This is a genomic window from Bacillus sp. SRL543 (assembly GCF_984799205.1).
Map to the genome: position 1 here is coordinate 2,487,490 of NZ_OZ481794.1, position 15,418 is coordinate 2,502,907.

Sequence of the window (15,418 nt, forward strand, 5' to 3'; positions counted from 1 at the left end):
TTTATTTATTTTCCCTGCTTTTTTCTGCATTTAAACAATTTTATCCTCTGGTTCAAAAAGCGACTAAAAAGGAGTGCACAAAAAAGACGCCCTTACCTGCAGGCGTCCAGTCAGCTTTTATAAAAGGAAATTATTTATATTTGCCTGCTCTCCACAGCCGTACCATTCCCTTCAAACTTAAGAGATCCAGTATAATCCACAAAATCAGCAGATGCATTTTCACCTATGACAATATGATTTCCGATTGCCTTCTTCACGTTCGTATTTTCGATATGTATCTTTTCACCTTCTATCAAATCGGCTTCAAGCCGGGAAGGAAAAATCGAATGAAGAAGCCCTCTAAGCGGACTGTCTTTCTTTTGCTTAATTAGAATGTTTCTGCCCCTCATCTCTTGCACCTTGCATTCCCCGGTGATGAAAGCCTCTATGGTGACTGCCGCCAAATGGCTGCCGATTGTAAATTGGCCTTCTGATTTGAACTCATCTGTCTCCACCCCGCCGCCTGCAGTAAGCCTTCCATTGATTAAAATTTTTCGGGATAAGAGGCTTCCTCCGATTTTTCCTTTACCGTTTACCTTAATTTCGTCTGAAACAGCTACATCACCTGAAAAGCCGGCGTTTCCGTCGATTGACAGCGTAACCCCTGTGAAGTTTCCGGCGACAGCAGCATGTCCGTTGATTTTAGCTTTTTCAGAAGAAAGGACGTCTCCGTTGAATTGCCCTGAGCCATTGCAATCAAATATGCGGCATTCAAGGTTTCCATTTACGGTGCCTTTTCCGTTCACACTTATTAGATCAAAGCTCCCGCCGTCCGAAGATCCAACTCCATTTATGGACAGTTTCCCTGCTCCTTGTGTAATCATGATAATCTCCTTTTTACAAACATAATTGTTTTTTATATCTTACCATAATGATCAGAAAATTCTTTGGATAATTTTCAATATTTTGATATTTTATGAAACATTTTCTCCACGTCCATCGTATAGAAGCTGAGGTGATAATAATGAGCAAGAATACTATTGTCTTTATAGCTGCCCTGGCGGCTGAAGCTTTAGCCACATGGGCCGTGGCAGCATATTTTTCTGTAAGGTTTATTGAAGTCCTTTTCTTTATTGGTGCCGCATTTGCTGCAGTCACTTTTATTTTTTCAACTAGCGGAGGTTCACCCCAGAGGCATATCAACAGCATGGTGAGCGCCCAAACGGGGATCATCCAGAAAGATGAACCATTTTTCTTCAGAAAGGGCCCAGTTTTTTTTGCATCTCTCATCCTTGCCATCATTGGCTTGGTTTTTTTCGTCCTTCTAATTGCAGGCATCATTCCTCCAGCTTGAAAAAGTGAACTCCCATGCTGCAGCGGCTCAGTTTCGCGGTACGGCTTGCCCGCCTGAGAAGCCGTGATATCCACTGCATCGAAAAAAATGCATTCCCGGCTTACAAGCAAGGAATGCATTTTTTTGTTATAATTCAGTTTTCATGCTTAGCCCCATTTTCGCTAAGGCGTTTTTCAGTGTGCTGTGTGTACTGATTTTACTGAAGTCTATTCCAAGCTGGATAGATGTCATGGCAACTTCAGGCCGGATGCCTGAGATGGTTGTCTTGATGCCAAGCAGGTCAAGGGTCTGCACAATATGATAGATTTGCTGTGCTACCATTGTATCAACAATCGGTACCCCGGACAGGTCGATAAACAAATAAGAAAGCTTTGCTTCTGTGCACTGAAGGGGCACGCTCTCAAGGATTGCTTTTGCTCTTTCTGTATCAATATCCCCTATTAAAGGAAGAACACCGATGGACCCGATGATGGGGATGATCGGGGCGCCCAGCTGATGGATGAGATCCTGTTGTGCTCTCAGCCTGTTTCTTGTAATTTTATAATACTGTTCGGCAAACTTCTGCGCGAGAATGTCAAAAGCTGAATGAATGATCAGACTCCACTGGAGGATATCATCCTTGGCAATTTCATCTTTCTCTCTCGCGAATTCTTCAACAAAGCTCCAATATGTATCTCTCACTTTGCTTAATGCTGAAATCACCTCATAGATCGGAGTATCGGTATCTGCCCTGCTTTCAGCTACTGTGCTCGCCCACTCTGTGACCAGCTTTTCAAAAATAGTCCGGTCATTCAAAAGGATGGTCGAAACGGTCTTATTAGTGAAGGCATTTTGCTCACGGAGCATTCTTTCAATTTTTTTATCCGCCTCCGCAGAATAAATCGATCCTTTTTCTTTTGCTCTGGTGCTCAGCCATTTGTCAGTAATTCTTTTAGAATTATCACTAAGATATTCAAATAACATCTGGTTTTTCTGCATAATCAGCCTTCCCTTTATCTGGACTATTCTGTAAGAACATTATAAATATCTGCCTTTTGTATGATAAAGGTTTGCTTTTAAACAGTCAAATATTTGCAGTTGCCATTTGCTGTAATAGCCTGGCTCTCCCCTTCCCTTTGAAAATACTGCTGTACATTTATGCTGCAAGTGCATATAATAACCCTTAACTCACTGGCAGACTTTAACTATCAAAATATAAAGGCAATGAAGAGAGAAAGTAGAACAGATCCGTTTTTTTCCAGAGAGCTTCGGCAGGTGAAAAGAAGCAAAAGCGGCTGTTTGAACAATGGTCTCCGAGCCCCGTCCTGAACGCGTTTTTCGTCAGTAGGCTGCGGCAAGTAGTGGTACTTGTTATCAAACCCACAGTATAAGGGCAAAGATTTATGCCCCGTACTTGCAGAGGCCGAAAGGCGAACAAAGGTGGTACCGCGGGCAAGCCCCGTCCTTTTCTATATTTCTATAGGAAAGGACGGGGCTTTTTTATTTGGCCCTGATAGTGCCTCGTTGTTCATTTCTAGCTCATTCGTTTACAACCTTGTTTCACACTCTTTTCAGCGCGGCTCTTTGTTTGAAGTATTCTGCCGGTGTCTAAAATATCAGGAGGCGATTGATCATGGCTATATTCATTGGCGGAGCATGGCCCTATGCAAACGGGTCCCTTCATCTAGGGCATATTGCAAGCCTGCTGCCGGGCGATATTCTGGCAAGGTATTACAGGATGAAGGGCAGAGATGTACTGTATGTATCAGGGAGTGACTGCAATGGCACTCCCATAGCGATCAGGGCAAAGCATGAATGCAAATCTGCGAAAGAGATTGCTGACCGGTATCACAAGGAGTTTACAGAGTGCTTTGAAAAAATGGGTTTTACTTACGATCTTTATACTAGGACAGATGCCCCCCATCACCATCAGACTGTTCAGGAGGTATTTCTTTCACTCTTGGAAAATGGCCATCTTGATTCAAGAACAATTGAACAGACTTATTGCCGGACATGTGTTCAGTTTCTGCCTGACCGGTATGTCGAGGGAACTTGCCCTTCCTGCGGCAGCCATGCACGCGGAGATCAATGCGATGCCTGCTCGGCCATTCTTGAGCCGGCTGACCTTCTTGATAAAGCTTGTAAAATCTGCGGGACACCGCCGGAAATGAAGGAAACCGAACATTATTACTTCAGGCTGAGACATTTTCAGAAGCAGCTTGAGGAGCTGACTGAGGAGGCCAGCTCCCGCCATTTATGGAGGGAAAACAGCAGCAGCCTGACAAGAAGATATTTAACTGAGGGACTTCAGGACAGGGCTGCAACAAGGGATTTGGATGTCGGGGTGCCAGTCCCTGTTGAAGGAATGGAGAAGAAAAAAATATATGTGTGGATTGAAGCGGTGATCGGCTATCTTTCTGCCAGCAGGGAATGGGCCCGCCAGCAGAACAAAGATGACAGCAAGTTCTGGGGTGCCGATGCTATTTCGCATTATGTCCATGGAAAAGACAATATCCCTTTCCATACCATCATTTGGCCAGCCATACAACTAGGAATGGGACTGCCCGGCAAACCTGCACGCATGGTTTCAAGCGAATATCTTACCTTGGAGAAAAAGAAGCTTTCCACAAGCAGGAACTATGCAGTCTGGGTGCCTGACATACTTGAAAGATATGAACCGGATTCTATCAGGTATTTCCTTGCTGTCAATGGCCCTGAAAACAGGGATGCTGACTTTTCCTGGCGGGAATTCATCTACAGCCATAACAGTGAGCTTCTCGGGGCATATGGCAATCTGGTTAACCGGACTTTTAAGTTTATTGAAAAATATCATGGCGGCCTCATACCGGAAGGAAAAATAAGTGAAGCAGTTCAGGGTGATATTAAGCAGCTTTATAAAAAAACCGGGGACATGATTGAAGATGCTAAGCTTAAAGAATCGCTTGAGGAGATCTTCACATTTGTACGCTCTGCCAATAAATACTTTGACAGTGAACAGCCCTGGAAAACGCTTGATACAGACCCGCATAGATGTGCAGATACCTTGCTGACTTGTGTGTATATCATCAAAAATCTGGCCCGGCTCCTGAACCCCTTCCTCCCTTTTTCCAGCATGAAGGTAAACGCTATGCTGAATGCGGATCCGCTGGAATGGAAAGAGGCTGGGATCACAGAAAAAAAGCTAGGAACGGTTGCTCCCCTGTTCCGGCGCATTGAGGAAGGGAGAATTGCAGAGGAGCTGGAAAGGCTGGAAGCAGCCTGTAAGAAATAGCTGCGGAAGGGATTACCTTATGAATATAGAAGTGGCTGAAATTCATCTCTTATCGGATCAACATTCTGTTTCTTCTATTCTCCTTTCGTGCTCCTGCTGAAGCAAAAAGCCTGATTTCTTCGTCAGAATGAGGCAGCACCCCTGCTACAGGGGTGGGCTTGCCGTTTTCATTTACGGCAACCATGGTTAAAAAGGATTCGGTCGTCAACGTCCTTTTCCCTGTTAAAAGATTGGCTGCATGCACTTTCACATAAACTTCCATGGAAGTTCTTCCTGTTGAAGCTACAAAGGCTTCAAGGGTGAGTGCATCACCGATAGATGCTGAAGACAGAAAATCTACAGAGTCGATCGAAGCTGTAACTACCATGCTGCTGGAATGCTTCATTGCAGCAATGGCAGCAATTTCGTCAATATAGGATAGCACTTTTCCGCCGAAAATTGTCTGCAGGTGGTTAGTATCAGGCGGAAGCACTAATCTGGTCTGAATGGTTCGGGAACGATTTGCAGGGTAAGCTTTTTCCATAGTTTTCACTCCTCGGACTTCTTGTCTGCAAAAAATAAAAGGCATCCTTTATAGAGGATGCCTGCACATTACAAATATAACAAATTAAAAACTTTGCCATTTTTAAAGCGCATCACTCTCCTATCACCCGTAGGACGGTTGTGTACTTCTCTATGGCAGGTCTCCTGGCTTAGCATCATAGACTCCTTCCGCCTTCCCGTCCGTTAAGGAACAGTGGCATCGAGGGAGGAGCCTCAGCATTACAGTGGCGGGACCGCGCCGGAATTCAACCGGCTTCCCTTTTAAGCTTGCAGCATGCTGCAAAGCACCATAAAGCATTTATTCAATTACTGAAATTTTATCATATTCTATCAAATACGGATATATATTTCGGCTGAACCTTAAAAATGGGATTCAATCCTCTCGAGGTCAAGTATCAGAGCATTGATTTCTTCGGAGGAAATGCGCAGCGGCATCTGGTCATTTAATGTGATTACCTGCCCTCCCTCTTCATCCTTATGCCTGTAGAGGTAGTCAAGGAGCCCGATAGCCTGATTTTTGGTCAGAATGGATTGGGTTTTGAAATGCTTGATCATGCTGATGGAAAACTGTTCTGTCTGGTCATCATATTCACCAGAAACAATGCTGCCGCTGATATAATACATCACTGCCGCCTCCTGTTTTTACAGGTAGATTCCCCCATATATGCATAGTTGATTCTAAGTTGCAGAAAAACGGCTGGAGATTCCTCCAGCCGCTGCTATTATTTACTGTGCATTTTAAATTCCAGAAACAATTCATTATAATGTGCGAGCATTTTTTTTCCAAGGTTTTCGTAAACTTCCAGCTTTCCGGTCATGTCCGGGTCCGGATAGAAGCGCTTGTCGCTGACTATTTCCTCAGGCAGGTATTTCAGCGCCTCTTTATTCGGCGTCGAATAGCCTACATATTCGGTATTCTGTGCTGCAACCTCAGGATCAAGCATAAAGTTCATGAACTGGTGGGCGGCATCCAAATTTTTCGCCGTTTTGGGGATGACCATATTATCAAACCAGAGGTTCGTCCCTTCCTCTGGAAGTACATACTCAATATTGTCCTTTTTCCACATCAGCTCTGAAGCAGTCCCTGACCAGACAACACCGACGGCTGCTTCATCATTTTCAAGCAGCATCCGGATTTCATCCCCGACTATGGCTTTGATATTCGGTGTAAGGGTATCAAGCTTTTCCTTTGCTTCCCTCAAGTGCTTCTCATTTTGATCATTAAGGGAATAATTGAGGGAATTCAAGCCCATTCCCATTACTTCCCTTGCACCATCAATAAGAAGTATCTCATTTCGCAGATCTTCATCCCACAGATCATTCCAGCTCGTAATTTCCTTGTCGCCGAGCAGATCTATGTTATAGGCTATGCCGACCGTACCCCAGAAATAAGGGATAGAGTATTCATTGTTCGGATCGAATGCCAAATCCATGAATCTCGGATCGATATATTTCAGGTTTGGGATTTTGGAATGATCGACAGGCAAAAGCAGGTCTTCTTCTTTCATTTTTTCAATTGCATATTCTGACGGGACTGCTATATCGTAAGCTGTTCCGCCCTGTTCAATTTTGGTCATCATGGCTTCATTGCTGTCAAAGGTTTCATATATCACCTTGATGCCAGTTTCTTTTTCAAAACGGTCCACAAGTTCTGCATCGATATAGTCTCCCCAATTAAAGACCGTCAGCGTATTTCCGCTCGAATAGCCTTGTGAGGAATTAAGTTTAGAGACTGCATACAGCAGCAGCGCAGAAATGACAGCAATGACCAGCAGGGCTTTTCCAAGCTGTTTCATTTTTTGACCCCCATTCCATTCGGCTTCGCATTTTTCTGGGTGATGAAATAATAGCCGATCACAAGTATAAGTGTGAACAGGAACAGAAGCGTGGAAAGTGCATTGATGTTCAATGACACCCCTCGCCGGGCAAGTGAGTAGATTTCAACCGACAAAGTGGTGAAGCCATTCCCTGTTACAAAGAAAGTGACTGCAAAATCATCGAGTGAATAAGTCAGCGCCATGAAAAAGCCGGCAAAAATGCCTGGCGTGATATATGGCAGAACGACCTTAGACAGCACATCGTAGCGGCTCGCCCCAAGATCCCTTGCAGCATCCACCAGCGTAGGGCTCATTTCCTGGATTTTCGGCAGTACCATGATAACGACGATCGGAACGCAGAAAGCGATATGCGAAAGCAGGACCGATGTAAATCCCAGCTTAATCCCTATCATCGTAAACAAAATCAGGAAGGAAGCGCCAATGATGACATCAGGACTGACAATCAAAATATTGTTCAAAGACAAAAGTGTGCTCTTAACCTGCCGCTTTCTGACATAAAAAATGGCCAGTGCTCCGGCCACTCCGATGACCGTTGATATGGCAGCCGACAGGAGAGCGATAATGATGGTATTCAGCACAATGATCAATAGCCTTGCATCAGCAAAAAGCTCTTTATACCAGTCAAGCGTAAAGCCTTCAAAATGTGACATCGTCCCGCCGCTGTTAAAAGAATAAAACATTAGATAAAATATTGGCGCATAAAGAACTAAAAAAACAAGGATCAAATAAAGTGATGACCATTTAGATAATTTACCCATGCTAAGCCCCCCTCCTGCGATTTCCGGTCAGCAGCATGATGATCACCATCGTAAGGATCAGGAATACAGCGATGGTTGAGCCCATCCCCCAATCCTGTGTGACGAGGAAATGCTGTTCAATGGCTGTGCCCAGGGTGATGACCCTGTTCCCTGCAATCAGGCGGGTAAGCATGAACAAGGAAAGCGCAGGGATGAAAACCACCTGGCAGCCGGATTTAACGCCATCAAGCGTCAACGGGAAAATGACCCGGGTAAAGGTTGTCCAAGAAGATGCCCCCAGATCATTGGAAGCATCGATGAGTGACGAATTCAGTTCATTAAGCGAATTGAAAATCGGCAATATCATGAAAGGCAGGAAGATGTATACCGATACAAAAACAAAGCTGAAGTCGGTAAACAGAATTTGCCTTGAACCTATTCCGATTACTTCAAGAAAGCTGTTGGCTGCCCCGTAAGTCCCAAAGATGCCGAGAAAAGCATAAGCCTTGAGCAGCAGATTGATCCAGGAAGGAATGATGATCATCAGAAGCCAGAGCTGCTTATGCCTGGTCTTTGTCAGCAGATAGGCAGTCGGATAGGCAATCAATAAAGAAAAGGCGGTGATCAGGAACGCATACCAGAAAGAGCTCAAAGTCATTTTCATGTAAACGGGTGTGAAGAATTTCTGGTAGTTCCCGAATGTGAACTGCCCTTCTATATCAAAAAACGAATAATACAGCACCAAAAACAAAGGGGTAACGACAAATAAAACGATCCATAGCAAATATGGGATCAGGTACAGGTTGCGTGTCTGATTATTTCTCATAGCTTTCCTCTTGATAAGCCTCCAGCCTGCGGTCAAATTCTTCCTCAGATTCTCCCGGCCTCATGACATGGATGGCTTCGGGATCAAAGTGAAGGCCGATTTCATCCCCTACCCTCGCCTTGCGTGTAGAATGGACGAGCCATTCGTTCCCATCCTTATCAAAGCATGAAATTTCGTAATGGACGCCTCTGAAAAGCTGCGAATCAACCCGGACCTGCAGTTTGCCCTGCTCGCTCGGTGTGATTTCCATATCTTCCGGCCTGATAACCACCTCAACCTTTTCATTCAGATCAAATCCGGCATCGACACACTCGAACTTTCTGCCTGTAAATTCAACCTGGTAATCGGTAAGCATGATTCCCCCGACAATATTGGATTCACCGATGAAGTCCGCAACAAACCGGTTGACAGGCTCATCATAAATATCAGTAGGCGTTCCGCTCTGTTCAATCCTGCCTTTATTCAGGACGAAAATCTCATCAGAAAGGGCAAGAGCCTCCTCCTGGTCGTGCGTTACAAAGATAAAGGTAATGCCAAGCCTTCTCTGCAGCTCACGCAGCTCGTACTGCATTTCTGTCCGCAGCTTCAGGTCTAGTGCAGAAAGAGGCTCATCAAGGAGGATGACCTCAGGCTTGTTGACTATCGCCCTTGCAATTGCTACACGCTGCCTCTGTCCGCCTGACATCTCTTTGATTTCCCTCTGCTCATAGCCTTCGAGGTTGACGAATTTGAGCGCTTCTTTCACTTGCTCATTAATTTCCTGATTTTTCATCTTTTTAATACGCAATCCGAATGCCACATTTTCAAATACGTTCAAATGGGGGAATAGCGCATAATCCTGGAATACGGTATTAACCTGCCTCCTGTTGGCAGGCACTTTATTGATTTTTTGCCCATTGAAGAAAATGGTGCCTTCTGATGGCTCAATAAATCCTGCGATAAGACGCAGGATCGTCGTTTTTCCGCAGCCTGAAGGGCCGAGAAGCGTGTAGAACTTTCCCCTCTCTATGTCAAAGCTGACACCGTCAAGTACCGGACTGTCATTGTCATATTGTTTTGTAACATTATCAAAGCGGATAATAAACTTATCTGTCATTATAATCTCCTTTACTATATTTATCGTCGACGTACCGTCTAGTTTGTTATGCCTCATTGGCCAGTTTATCACTTTAGTATAATAGCGTAACTTATTATATACCATAATTTGTCGAATGAAAGCTTTTTTCCGCAATTCTCTTCAATTTCCCGTTAAAAAAAACAACGTTCTGTTAGTGTTCCTTGCTGATTTGGACTCATGCAATTCAAACTTTGTTTCACTCGCATTTCAGCACAGCAATAACAAAAGCACTCCCTTCAGGCTCATTCGCCGGAAGGGAGTGCTTTACAACATGGATACTAGTTGGCCAGTTTCTGAGACTCTGAAGCAGAATAGCTCTGTTCCCTCTGTACCAGTCGCGGGGCAGCAGATAGCAGGAGCCATAAAACGGCTGTACATAAGAAAGCGGAACCAAGCATTGTAATTCCATTGACCATCAGGGAATATACAAAAGGAGACATGCCATCGGGTGCATAGCTGCCGAAGAAGATCATGCCGGCAAGAAAGTGCCAGAAATATCTTCCCGCACTGCCAAGGAAAATCGCGGCTGCTGCCCAGCCCAGAGCTTTTCCCTTCTTTCCTTCCGCCAGGTTTTTTTGGACGCTGAGCGCCAGGAAGCCGGCACAGCCGATAAAAGCAAAAGCAATGAAATACTCTATGAATGTCTGCAGCGGATTAACCATCCATGCATCCCCCATGACGATCTGAAGGATACCCCATGCAAAACCAGAGATAAAACCGGCTTTCCAGCCCCACCGCATTGAAAGAATGAAGATCGGCACCATAGCAATGGAAATGGATATGGCCGGCGTCAATTTAATAGAAGGAAGCAGATCAAGGATAACGGCAAATGCCGCAAAAAAGGATGCTTCAATCAAGCCAATAAGCCCTAGCTTTTTCATAAAAAAATTCTCCCCTTTTGTCTGTATTAACGCATACCTCAAGGGAGAACTGTTCAGGATTCGGGCATAGGCCCATCCATCCACATCCCTGCGCTAGAATTATCTAACAGGTTCAAAGGGTCAGAACAAAAGTTCACTCTCAGCATTTCGCTCCCCTTGTGGTTTACGTTATGTAATTAGTACTATATTGCATTATATCTCATTCATCCTGCGAGGTGAAGAGCAATTTTTAATAAAATCAGAATGTTTATGACTGCGGTTCCCCCTTACTGTATTTTTTTTCGAGACTTTCGAAAAGCTGGAGGCTTTTGTTGCTAAGATACTCCAGCAGCTTTGGATGGCGGCTGAAATAGTCGAAAAAATCCCTTTGTTCCCTTTCCTGGAATATAAGCACCTGGTCATAATGCTTTCTGCAATAGTAGGCAGTCCGGTCTCTGTTCCATTCCTTCAGGGGGATAAGATTCCCAGCGGCCTGGCAGTAAAGGCATTTTCTCATTTTACCCTTCCTTTATGCATTATTTTACTTTGGCAGGCGCATTTCTTTCCTTCCTGCTTAGTTATAAGTATATTCCAGAACATGCGTTCCATTCAATAGATCAGCGTTTTGTGGTTTTTATGTTCTCGATCAGGGTATTTATATAATAAGATGTTTCTCAGCAATAAATATTTAAATTTTCAAAAATATATTCTAAGTATCCATGATGAGAGAAAGGAGGAATGAAAAATGAAGCATATTCTGGATATCAAAGGCAGGCTGAATCCATATTGGTTCAATAAAGTCATTTTTAAAGTTTATATCGCAAATGCGGTGGATGAAAAAACAGTAGAATTGGAAGGGCAAAAGCTGGTTGTAGTCAATGACAGTGAAAAATTAAAGCCCGGCGAGAAGCTGAAAGTCGAGTTTCTGAACAGATGGTTTGTTTATACCCGCATCCCCCTCAAAAATTAATCCGGCAAACAGCAGGTTGGCTAAAAAGCCGTTTTTTTCTTCTCCTTCCTTCTTTTATTTTGATATTTCACTAGTGAAGTTCTTCACTTTCTTTTATAATATGAAAATAAAAGAAAAAAGGAGATCTATCTGTGGATAAAGAAATTATTAAATTTATCAGAAAGAATTATAATCTTTCACAGCGCGAATTTGCCAAAATGATCAACTGCAGCTTTTCGCTGATTGCTCTGATTGAAATAGGAAAACGAAATGTTTCCGACAATGTTGAAAAAAAGATTAAAAATGCGTTTGGGCTTGAAGCACAGGATATAGAATCCATTACCAGCATCATAAAGGAAATCGGCCGGGGCATGCCTCCTTTCAGCTAACAGCCTGGATGGGAGGAAAAAAACGACCTCCTGCTTCCCCCTCCCCGCTTTGCCGTTCTCAAGGCAGCTTTCCAGATAACTCCGGCATCCGGCCTTGGAAATACCCCTGCTGATACACCCATCTATTGATAGCCCAATAAAGAACCTTTTCATAACTTTAATTCGCACTGCTCTTTTCCTTCTGTCACAGGTTTGCTGTTCCCTTTGGAGCAATGAACATGCCGGGAGGAGTCCGTACAGGAGAAATGAAATGAAGATAGTTTCCCTCCCCGGCCGGAGAAATAAGAATTGGCTTCATCGGGCCGTACAGCCTTATTTTAATAAATTCTGATTCGGTGCCTTTCAGGGCATCCGCCAGATAGCTTCCGTTTAAGACGGCCAAAGTCTGTATTTCTCCGCTGAAGCTTTGCAGTTTCTGCACTTCTTCTATCCTGCCTGTTTCGGTCATTGGGGAAGACAGAATAATAGAGCTCTCATCTTGTACAAAAATGGATACAAGAGGGCTGTTTTTCCCGCCAGCAAATATTGCTGCCCGCTCTGCTCCTTTGAGCAGATGCTTTTTGCTGATGACAAATTCGGTTTTACATCCTTCAGGCTGAAGCCTCTCTGAGGAAGGGAATCTGCCTGTTAAAAGTGAAGAGCAAAACCGGAAAGATGATGTTGCAAAAGCAGCTTGAGATTCTGATAGTAAGATCTCTGTTTCCCCGCCTGATGACTTTCCAATCAGTTTAAGCAGTTCTGCTGCATTCCTGGCCGGCAGAGTGATAGATTGGCTGAACCCCGCGGGTACTGCTGTTTTCCACATGGCAAGCCTGCTTGAATCGGTCGCGGTAAACGTCAATCCATTTTCATCAAAGGCCAGGTTGACTCCTTCCAGAATAGGTCTTGAGCTCGTTTTTGCCGCAGAAGCAGCCGTGTTCCTGAGCCCTGCAGCAAGGTCAGCTGTTTCCATTGTATAAGTATAAGAAAACTCTCCATGAGTAAATTTATGTCCCTGGTCTGTTGAGTACCCTGCAATCGCTGCAGAAATCGGTTCGTCAAGTGAGCTGATGAAAATTTTAGAAGAAGTTCCTGCTTTGATGCTTAAACGGCCAGGCATTTTTCTGATCACTTCAGACAGCATCCTGCCATCAGCTGCAAGCTTCCCGTGTGCCAGGATATCCAAACCGGCACTCTTGCCGCTATTTAATGGAAGCACAAAGATAACAGACCGGTCCCGGCTTCCAGAAGAGACCGAGAGACCTTCACCGTGCGCCTCAATCATAACAGCCCTGTCAGCATCATCAGAATGGGGTCCGCCTGCTATCCTCGCTGCCTCACTAATGCTTTCATATAAACATTCTCCATTTACGGTAAATTCCATGACATGCACCTCCTAAGAATTGAGATTGGTTTTCGCTTTCTACCAAACATGCATGTCCCCTGCAGACCTTTCATTTTTTTTCTGCAAAAGTTCTTCTGCCGCCGTAATGCTGGCTGTCAGCCAGATAGGAGCATCCGGCTGCTGAAGGATTTCCCTGGTGGTCATCCACATTACTTCTTCGTTCTCATCCGGACACACAGACCTCGCTTCCCCGCTTTCATATTCACATAAAAATACAATATCAATCACATGTGATCCATCATCTGCAATGAAAGAACTGCTGCATACATACTCCATTTCGTCTCTTATTAGAATTCCTGTTTCCTCCAGGACTTCTCTTTTTACCGTTCTTTCCAAAATATCTCTGGAGTGGCCTTCTTTCTCCGCCTTGCCTCCAATCAGTGCCAGCATCCCGCCTGCATGGCTTTCCTGGCTGCTTCTTTTCCCGATCAGCCATTTGCCTTCTTTATGGACTGCTCCTTCTGCATTTACTATGAACATTATTTTCCCGCCCTTACTTTATGGTAGTTTCTGTCTCTAGGCCAAACCTCTGAAATAGTTCTTCAACCGTATGAATGATATAAGTGGGTGCATTATCAGGAGACTGCCGGAATTCCTCCTCTGTCCCATAGCCAGGGTAGGGATCTGAAAGGGTCCCATCAAGATCAAATAAAATGACAGAATACTGTTTCATGGCTTCCTCCTTTCTACCACCTTATATTACCATAATTATCTAACAATTCAGTGGGAAGTAAAAATTAAAAAATAGGCAGCTTCATGGCAGCTGCCTATCCTTTAAATACAATATATTTCTGCCCCAGATAATTCAAAAATGTATATAACACGGTTCCAATCAGGACTGCCATCCTCTCAGGATGGAACGGCAGATGGCTGCCCAAAAGAAGAACCGCCCCTCTTGAGGCACTGTAGGAAATGAAATAGCAGAAGGCAATCAGTACAGCAAAGAGAAACCCGCTTTTTACGAAGGGCTGTGTGCTTTTAAAAGTAAAAGCTTTATTAAGAAAATAGCTGGCGGCAGCACCGGTCCCGTTCCCAATGAATGTAGAGATCCAATAGCCTGCCCCGGCACATAATAGAAAATAAATGCTGCCAAGTCCTATCAGCGTATTGATTGCACCGACAAACAGAAACCGGATAAGTGTATCAGTTGGTTTCAGGAAGCTGGCGATACTTGATGCTGTATCCTTCATCCTGCTCCATCTCCCTGTTTTTCAGCTGAAGCGACGCCGGCAAAGTGTAGGAATCGATTTCGACGATAAATTTGGGACGCCTTTTCGTTTCTTTATAAATTTTGCCTATATATTCCCCAATCATTCCGATTGCGATAAGCTGCACCCCACCTATGAGCCAGATGGACGAAATGAGGGAAGTCCATCCCGCTTCTGTGCTTCCCGTAAACTTAAGGAAAAGAAAATAAGTCCCGAAAAAGATGCTGATAAATGATGAGACAATGCCTGCCATTAAGACCAGCCGGATCGGCGTCACTGAAAAAGAAGTTAAACCGTCGAGGGCAAATGAAATCATTTTTTTCAGCGGATATTTCGTTTCCCCTGCCATCCGCTCTTTCCGTTCATACATGACTTGGGCAGAGCGGAAGCCGATAAGGGGGATGATGCCCCGCAGGAACATATTTGCCTCCCCAAACTGGGCCAGCTCCGCAGCCGCGCGCCTGCTTAAGAGACGAAAATCAGCATGGTTGTAGACCAGGCTGGCGCCAAGCATACCCATCATTTTATAAAAGCCCTGAGCCGTTGCCCGTTTATAAAAGGTATCTTTTTCGCGCTTGCTTCTGACACCGTAGACAATATCACAGCCTTCGTGATACTTTACCAGAAACTCCCTGATTGCAGCGGGATCATCCTGCAGGTCTGCATCAATCGTGACAATGCAGTCCGATGATTTCATGCTGGTGAATATTCCTGCAAGAAGCGCATTTTGATGCCCTGAATTCCTGGACAGCTTCAGCCCTGTCACCCTATCTGATTTCAGGCTTTCTTTATGGATAAGATTCCAGGTTTTATCCCTGCTCCCATCATCCACAAATAGAAGCTTGCTAGCCCTGGAGATCAGCCCTTCCGCTTCAAGATCTTCCAGCAGCCTGCTGAGCTCTGCTATTGAATATGACAACATCTCTTCTTCGTTATAACAGGGTACAACGATCGTCAATATGGTTTCAGTCATTCTGCTTCCTC

Annotated in this window: 19 protein-coding genes, 2 riboswitches and 1 other annotated feature; of the genes, 3 read left to right on the forward strand and 16 right to left on the reverse strand. The window is 44.5% G+C overall.

The window, feature by feature from the left end; translation table 11 throughout:
• Positions 1 to 134 precede the first annotated feature (134 nt).
• From AC4E8B_RS12510 to AC4E8B_RS12520, 3 genes are all read right to left on the reverse strand, one after another.
• The gene (locus AC4E8B_RS12510; protein WP_490213719.1) at positions 135 to 863 is read right to left on the reverse strand and encodes a polymer-forming cytoskeletal protein; all 729 of its coding nucleotides are present in this window, start codon (positions 861 to 863) and stop codon (positions 135 to 137) included.
• A 13-nt stretch (positions 864 to 876) separates the two neighbouring features.
• A complete protein-coding gene (locus tag AC4E8B_RS12515; RefSeq protein ID WP_490213720.1) occupies positions 877 to 1,320 on the reverse strand; it encodes a hypothetical protein in 444 nt (147 codons plus the stop codon).
• 139 nt (positions 1,321 to 1,459) lie between these two features.
• Positions 1,460 to 2,311, reverse strand: a complete 852-nt coding sequence (locus tag AC4E8B_RS12520; RefSeq protein WP_490213721.1) for an STAS domain-containing protein — start codon at positions 2,309 to 2,311, stop codon at positions 1,460 to 1,462.
• A gap of 216 nt (positions 2,312 to 2,527) precedes the next feature.
• Positions 2,528 to 2,782, forward strand: a binding site (T-box leader).
• Between the two features lie 163 nt (positions 2,783 to 2,945).
• Here AC4E8B_RS12520 and metG point away from each other — a divergent pair.
• Complete coding sequence (metG, locus tag AC4E8B_RS12525) at positions 2,946 to 4,583, forward strand: methionine--tRNA ligase (protein ID WP_490213722.1); 1,638 nt, start codon at positions 2,946 to 2,948, stop codon at positions 4,581 to 4,583.
• Between the two features lie 49 nt (positions 4,584 to 4,632).
• Here the strand turns inward: metG and AC4E8B_RS12530 are convergent, their stop codons facing one another.
• The 8 genes from AC4E8B_RS12530 to AC4E8B_RS12565 all read right to left on the reverse strand — a co-directional run bounded on the left by AC4E8B_RS12530 (position 4,633) and on the right by AC4E8B_RS12565 (position 11,021).
• On the reverse strand, positions 4,633 to 5,106 hold the full coding sequence (locus AC4E8B_RS12530; protein WP_490213723.1) for an acyl-CoA thioesterase: 474 nt from the start codon (positions 5,104 to 5,106) through the stop codon (positions 4,633 to 4,635).
• A 137-nt stretch (positions 5,107 to 5,243) separates the two neighbouring features.
• Positions 5,244 to 5,433: riboswitch (cobalamin riboswitch) on the reverse strand.
• Between the two features lie 53 nt (positions 5,434 to 5,486).
• Positions 5,487 to 5,750, reverse strand: a complete 264-nt coding sequence (locus tag AC4E8B_RS12535; protein ID WP_490213724.1) for a hypothetical protein — start codon at positions 5,748 to 5,750, stop codon at positions 5,487 to 5,489.
• A gap of 98 nt (positions 5,751 to 5,848) precedes the next feature.
• Positions 5,849 to 6,922 carry an ABC transporter substrate-binding protein gene (locus AC4E8B_RS12540; RefSeq protein ID WP_490213725.1) on the reverse strand — a complete coding sequence of 358 codons (1,074 nt, stop codon included), beginning with the start codon at positions 6,920 to 6,922 and terminating at the stop codon, positions 5,849 to 5,851.
• Entirely contained in the window at positions 6,919 to 7,722 is an 804-nt protein-coding gene (locus AC4E8B_RS12545) for an ABC transporter permease (RefSeq protein ID WP_490213726.1), read from the reverse strand. Before AC4E8B_RS12545 ends, AC4E8B_RS12540 begins: the two co-directional genes overlap by 4 nt.
• A 1-nt stretch (position 7,723) precedes the next feature.
• Complete coding sequence (locus AC4E8B_RS12550; RefSeq protein WP_490213727.1) at positions 7,724 to 8,527, reverse strand: ABC transporter permease; 804 nt, start codon at positions 8,525 to 8,527, stop codon at positions 7,724 to 7,726.
• The gene (locus tag AC4E8B_RS12555) at positions 8,517 to 9,623 is read right to left on the reverse strand and encodes an ABC transporter ATP-binding protein (RefSeq protein WP_490213728.1); all 1,107 of its coding nucleotides are present in this window, start codon (positions 9,621 to 9,623) and stop codon (positions 8,517 to 8,519) included. Before AC4E8B_RS12555 ends, AC4E8B_RS12550 begins: the two co-directional genes overlap by 11 nt.
• A gap of 299 nt (positions 9,624 to 9,922) precedes the next feature.
• Positions 9,923 to 10,525, reverse strand: coding sequence for an energy-coupled thiamine transporter ThiT (gene thiT / locus AC4E8B_RS12560; RefSeq protein ID WP_490213729.1), 603 nt, complete (start codon positions 10,523 to 10,525; stop codon positions 9,923 to 9,925).
• Between the two features lie 68 nt (positions 10,526 to 10,593).
• Positions 10,594 to 10,692, reverse strand: a riboswitch (TPP riboswitch).
• Positions 10,693 to 10,772: 80 nt separating this feature from the next.
• Positions 10,773 to 11,021, reverse strand: a complete 249-nt coding sequence (locus AC4E8B_RS12565) for a hypothetical protein (protein WP_490213730.1) — start codon at positions 11,019 to 11,021, stop codon at positions 10,773 to 10,775.
• Positions 11,022 to 11,249: 228 nt separating this feature from the next.
• On the opposite strand from AC4E8B_RS12565, the gene AC4E8B_RS12570 reads away from it, so the two are divergent.
• Both AC4E8B_RS12570 and AC4E8B_RS12575 read left to right on the forward strand, forming a co-directional pair.
• Positions 11,250 to 11,474 carry a hypothetical protein gene (locus AC4E8B_RS12570; RefSeq protein ID WP_490213731.1) on the forward strand — a complete coding sequence of 75 codons (225 nt, stop codon included), beginning with the start codon at positions 11,250 to 11,252 and terminating at the stop codon, positions 11,472 to 11,474.
• A gap of 131 nt (positions 11,475 to 11,605) precedes the next feature.
• A complete protein-coding gene (locus tag AC4E8B_RS12575; RefSeq protein ID WP_490213732.1) occupies positions 11,606 to 11,842 on the forward strand; it encodes a helix-turn-helix transcriptional regulator in 237 nt (78 codons plus the stop codon).
• A gap of 184 nt (positions 11,843 to 12,026) precedes the next feature.
• Here the strand turns inward: AC4E8B_RS12575 and dnaN are convergent, their stop codons facing one another.
• From dnaN to AC4E8B_RS12600, 5 genes are all read right to left on the reverse strand, one after another.
• Positions 12,027 to 13,205 carry a DNA polymerase III subunit beta gene (dnaN, locus tag AC4E8B_RS12580; protein WP_490213733.1) on the reverse strand — a complete coding sequence of 393 codons (1,179 nt, stop codon included), beginning with the start codon at positions 13,203 to 13,205 and terminating at the stop codon, positions 12,027 to 12,029.
• 39 nt (positions 13,206 to 13,244) lie between these two features.
• Positions 13,245 to 13,706, reverse strand: coding sequence for an NUDIX hydrolase (locus tag AC4E8B_RS12585; protein ID WP_490213734.1), 462 nt, complete (start codon positions 13,704 to 13,706; stop codon positions 13,245 to 13,247).
• 13 nt (positions 13,707 to 13,719) lie between these two features.
• The gene (locus tag AC4E8B_RS12590; RefSeq protein ID WP_490213735.1) at positions 13,720 to 13,899 is read right to left on the reverse strand and encodes a hypothetical protein; all 180 of its coding nucleotides are present in this window, start codon (positions 13,897 to 13,899) and stop codon (positions 13,720 to 13,722) included.
• A 94-nt stretch (positions 13,900 to 13,993) separates the two neighbouring features.
• Positions 13,994 to 14,416, reverse strand: coding sequence for a GtrA family protein (locus tag AC4E8B_RS12595; RefSeq protein ID WP_490213736.1), 423 nt, complete (start codon positions 14,414 to 14,416; stop codon positions 13,994 to 13,996).
• Positions 14,370 to 15,407 (reverse strand): glycosyltransferase family 2 protein, encoded by a 1,038-nt coding sequence (locus tag AC4E8B_RS12600; RefSeq protein ID WP_490213737.1) that lies wholly within the window; start codon positions 15,405 to 15,407, stop codon positions 14,370 to 14,372. Before AC4E8B_RS12600 ends, AC4E8B_RS12595 begins: the two co-directional genes overlap by 47 nt.
• Between the last annotated feature and the right edge of the window lie 11 nt (positions 15,408 to 15,418).

Bases quoted from the DNA above. Each gene is read 5' to 3' on its own strand.
- AC4E8B_RS12570 (WP_490213731.1), top strand. From the start codon at position 11,250: ATGAAGCATATTCTGGATATCAAAGGCAGGCTGAATCCATATTGGTTC.
- AC4E8B_RS12540 (WP_490213725.1), bottom strand. From the start codon at position 6,922: ATGAAACAGCTTGGAAAAGCCCTGCTGGTCATTGCTGTCATTTCTGCG.
- AC4E8B_RS12600 (WP_490213737.1), bottom strand. From the start codon at position 15,407: ATGACTGAAACCATATTGACGATCGTTGTACCCTGTTATAACGAAGAA.
- metG (WP_490213722.1), top strand. From the start codon at position 2,946: ATGGCTATATTCATTGGCGGAGCATGGCCCTATGCAAACGGGTCCCTT.
- AC4E8B_RS12545 (WP_490213726.1), bottom strand. From the start codon at position 7,722: ATGGGTAAATTATCTAAATGGTCATCACTTTATTTGATCCTTGTTTTT.
- AC4E8B_RS12535 (WP_490213724.1), bottom strand. From the start codon at position 5,750: ATGTATTATATCAGCGGCAGCATTGTTTCTGGTGAATATGATGACCAG.
- AC4E8B_RS12550 (WP_490213727.1), bottom strand. From the start codon at position 8,527: ATGAGAAATAATCAGACACGCAACCTGTACCTGATCCCATATTTGCTA.
- dnaN (WP_490213733.1), bottom strand. From the start codon at position 13,205: ATGGAATTTACCGTAAATGGAGAATGTTTATATGAAAGCATTAGTGAG.
- AC4E8B_RS12510 (WP_490213719.1), bottom strand. From the start codon at position 863: ATGATTACACAAGGAGCAGGGAAACTGTCCATAAATGGAGTTGGATCT.
- AC4E8B_RS12555 (WP_490213728.1), bottom strand. From the start codon at position 9,623: ATGACAGATAAGTTTATTATCCGCTTTGATAATGTTACAAAACAATAT.
- AC4E8B_RS12565 (WP_490213730.1), bottom strand. From the start codon at position 11,021: ATGAGAAAATGCCTTTACTGCCAGGCCGCTGGGAATCTTATCCCCCTG.
- AC4E8B_RS12595 (WP_490213736.1), bottom strand. From the start codon at position 14,416: ATGAAGGATACAGCATCAAGTATCGCCAGCTTCCTGAAACCAACTGAT.
- AC4E8B_RS12585 (WP_490213734.1), bottom strand. From the start codon at position 13,706: ATGTTCATAGTAAATGCAGAAGGAGCAGTCCATAAAGAAGGCAAATGG.
- AC4E8B_RS12530 (WP_490213723.1), bottom strand. From the start codon at position 5,106: ATGGAAAAAGCTTACCCTGCAAATCGTTCCCGAACCATTCAGACCAGA.
- AC4E8B_RS12515 (WP_490213720.1), bottom strand. From the start codon at position 1,320: ATGATGCCTGCAATTAGAAGGACGAAAAAAACCAAGCCAATGATGGCA.
- thiT (WP_490213729.1), bottom strand. From the start codon at position 10,525: ATGAAAAAGCTAGGGCTTATTGGCTTGATTGAAGCATCCTTTTTTGCG.
- AC4E8B_RS12520 (WP_490213721.1), bottom strand. From the start codon at position 2,311: ATGCAGAAAAACCAGATGTTATTTGAATATCTTAGTGATAATTCTAAA.
- AC4E8B_RS12590 (WP_490213735.1), bottom strand. From the start codon at position 13,899: ATGAAACAGTATTCTGTCATTTTATTTGATCTTGATGGGACCCTTTCA.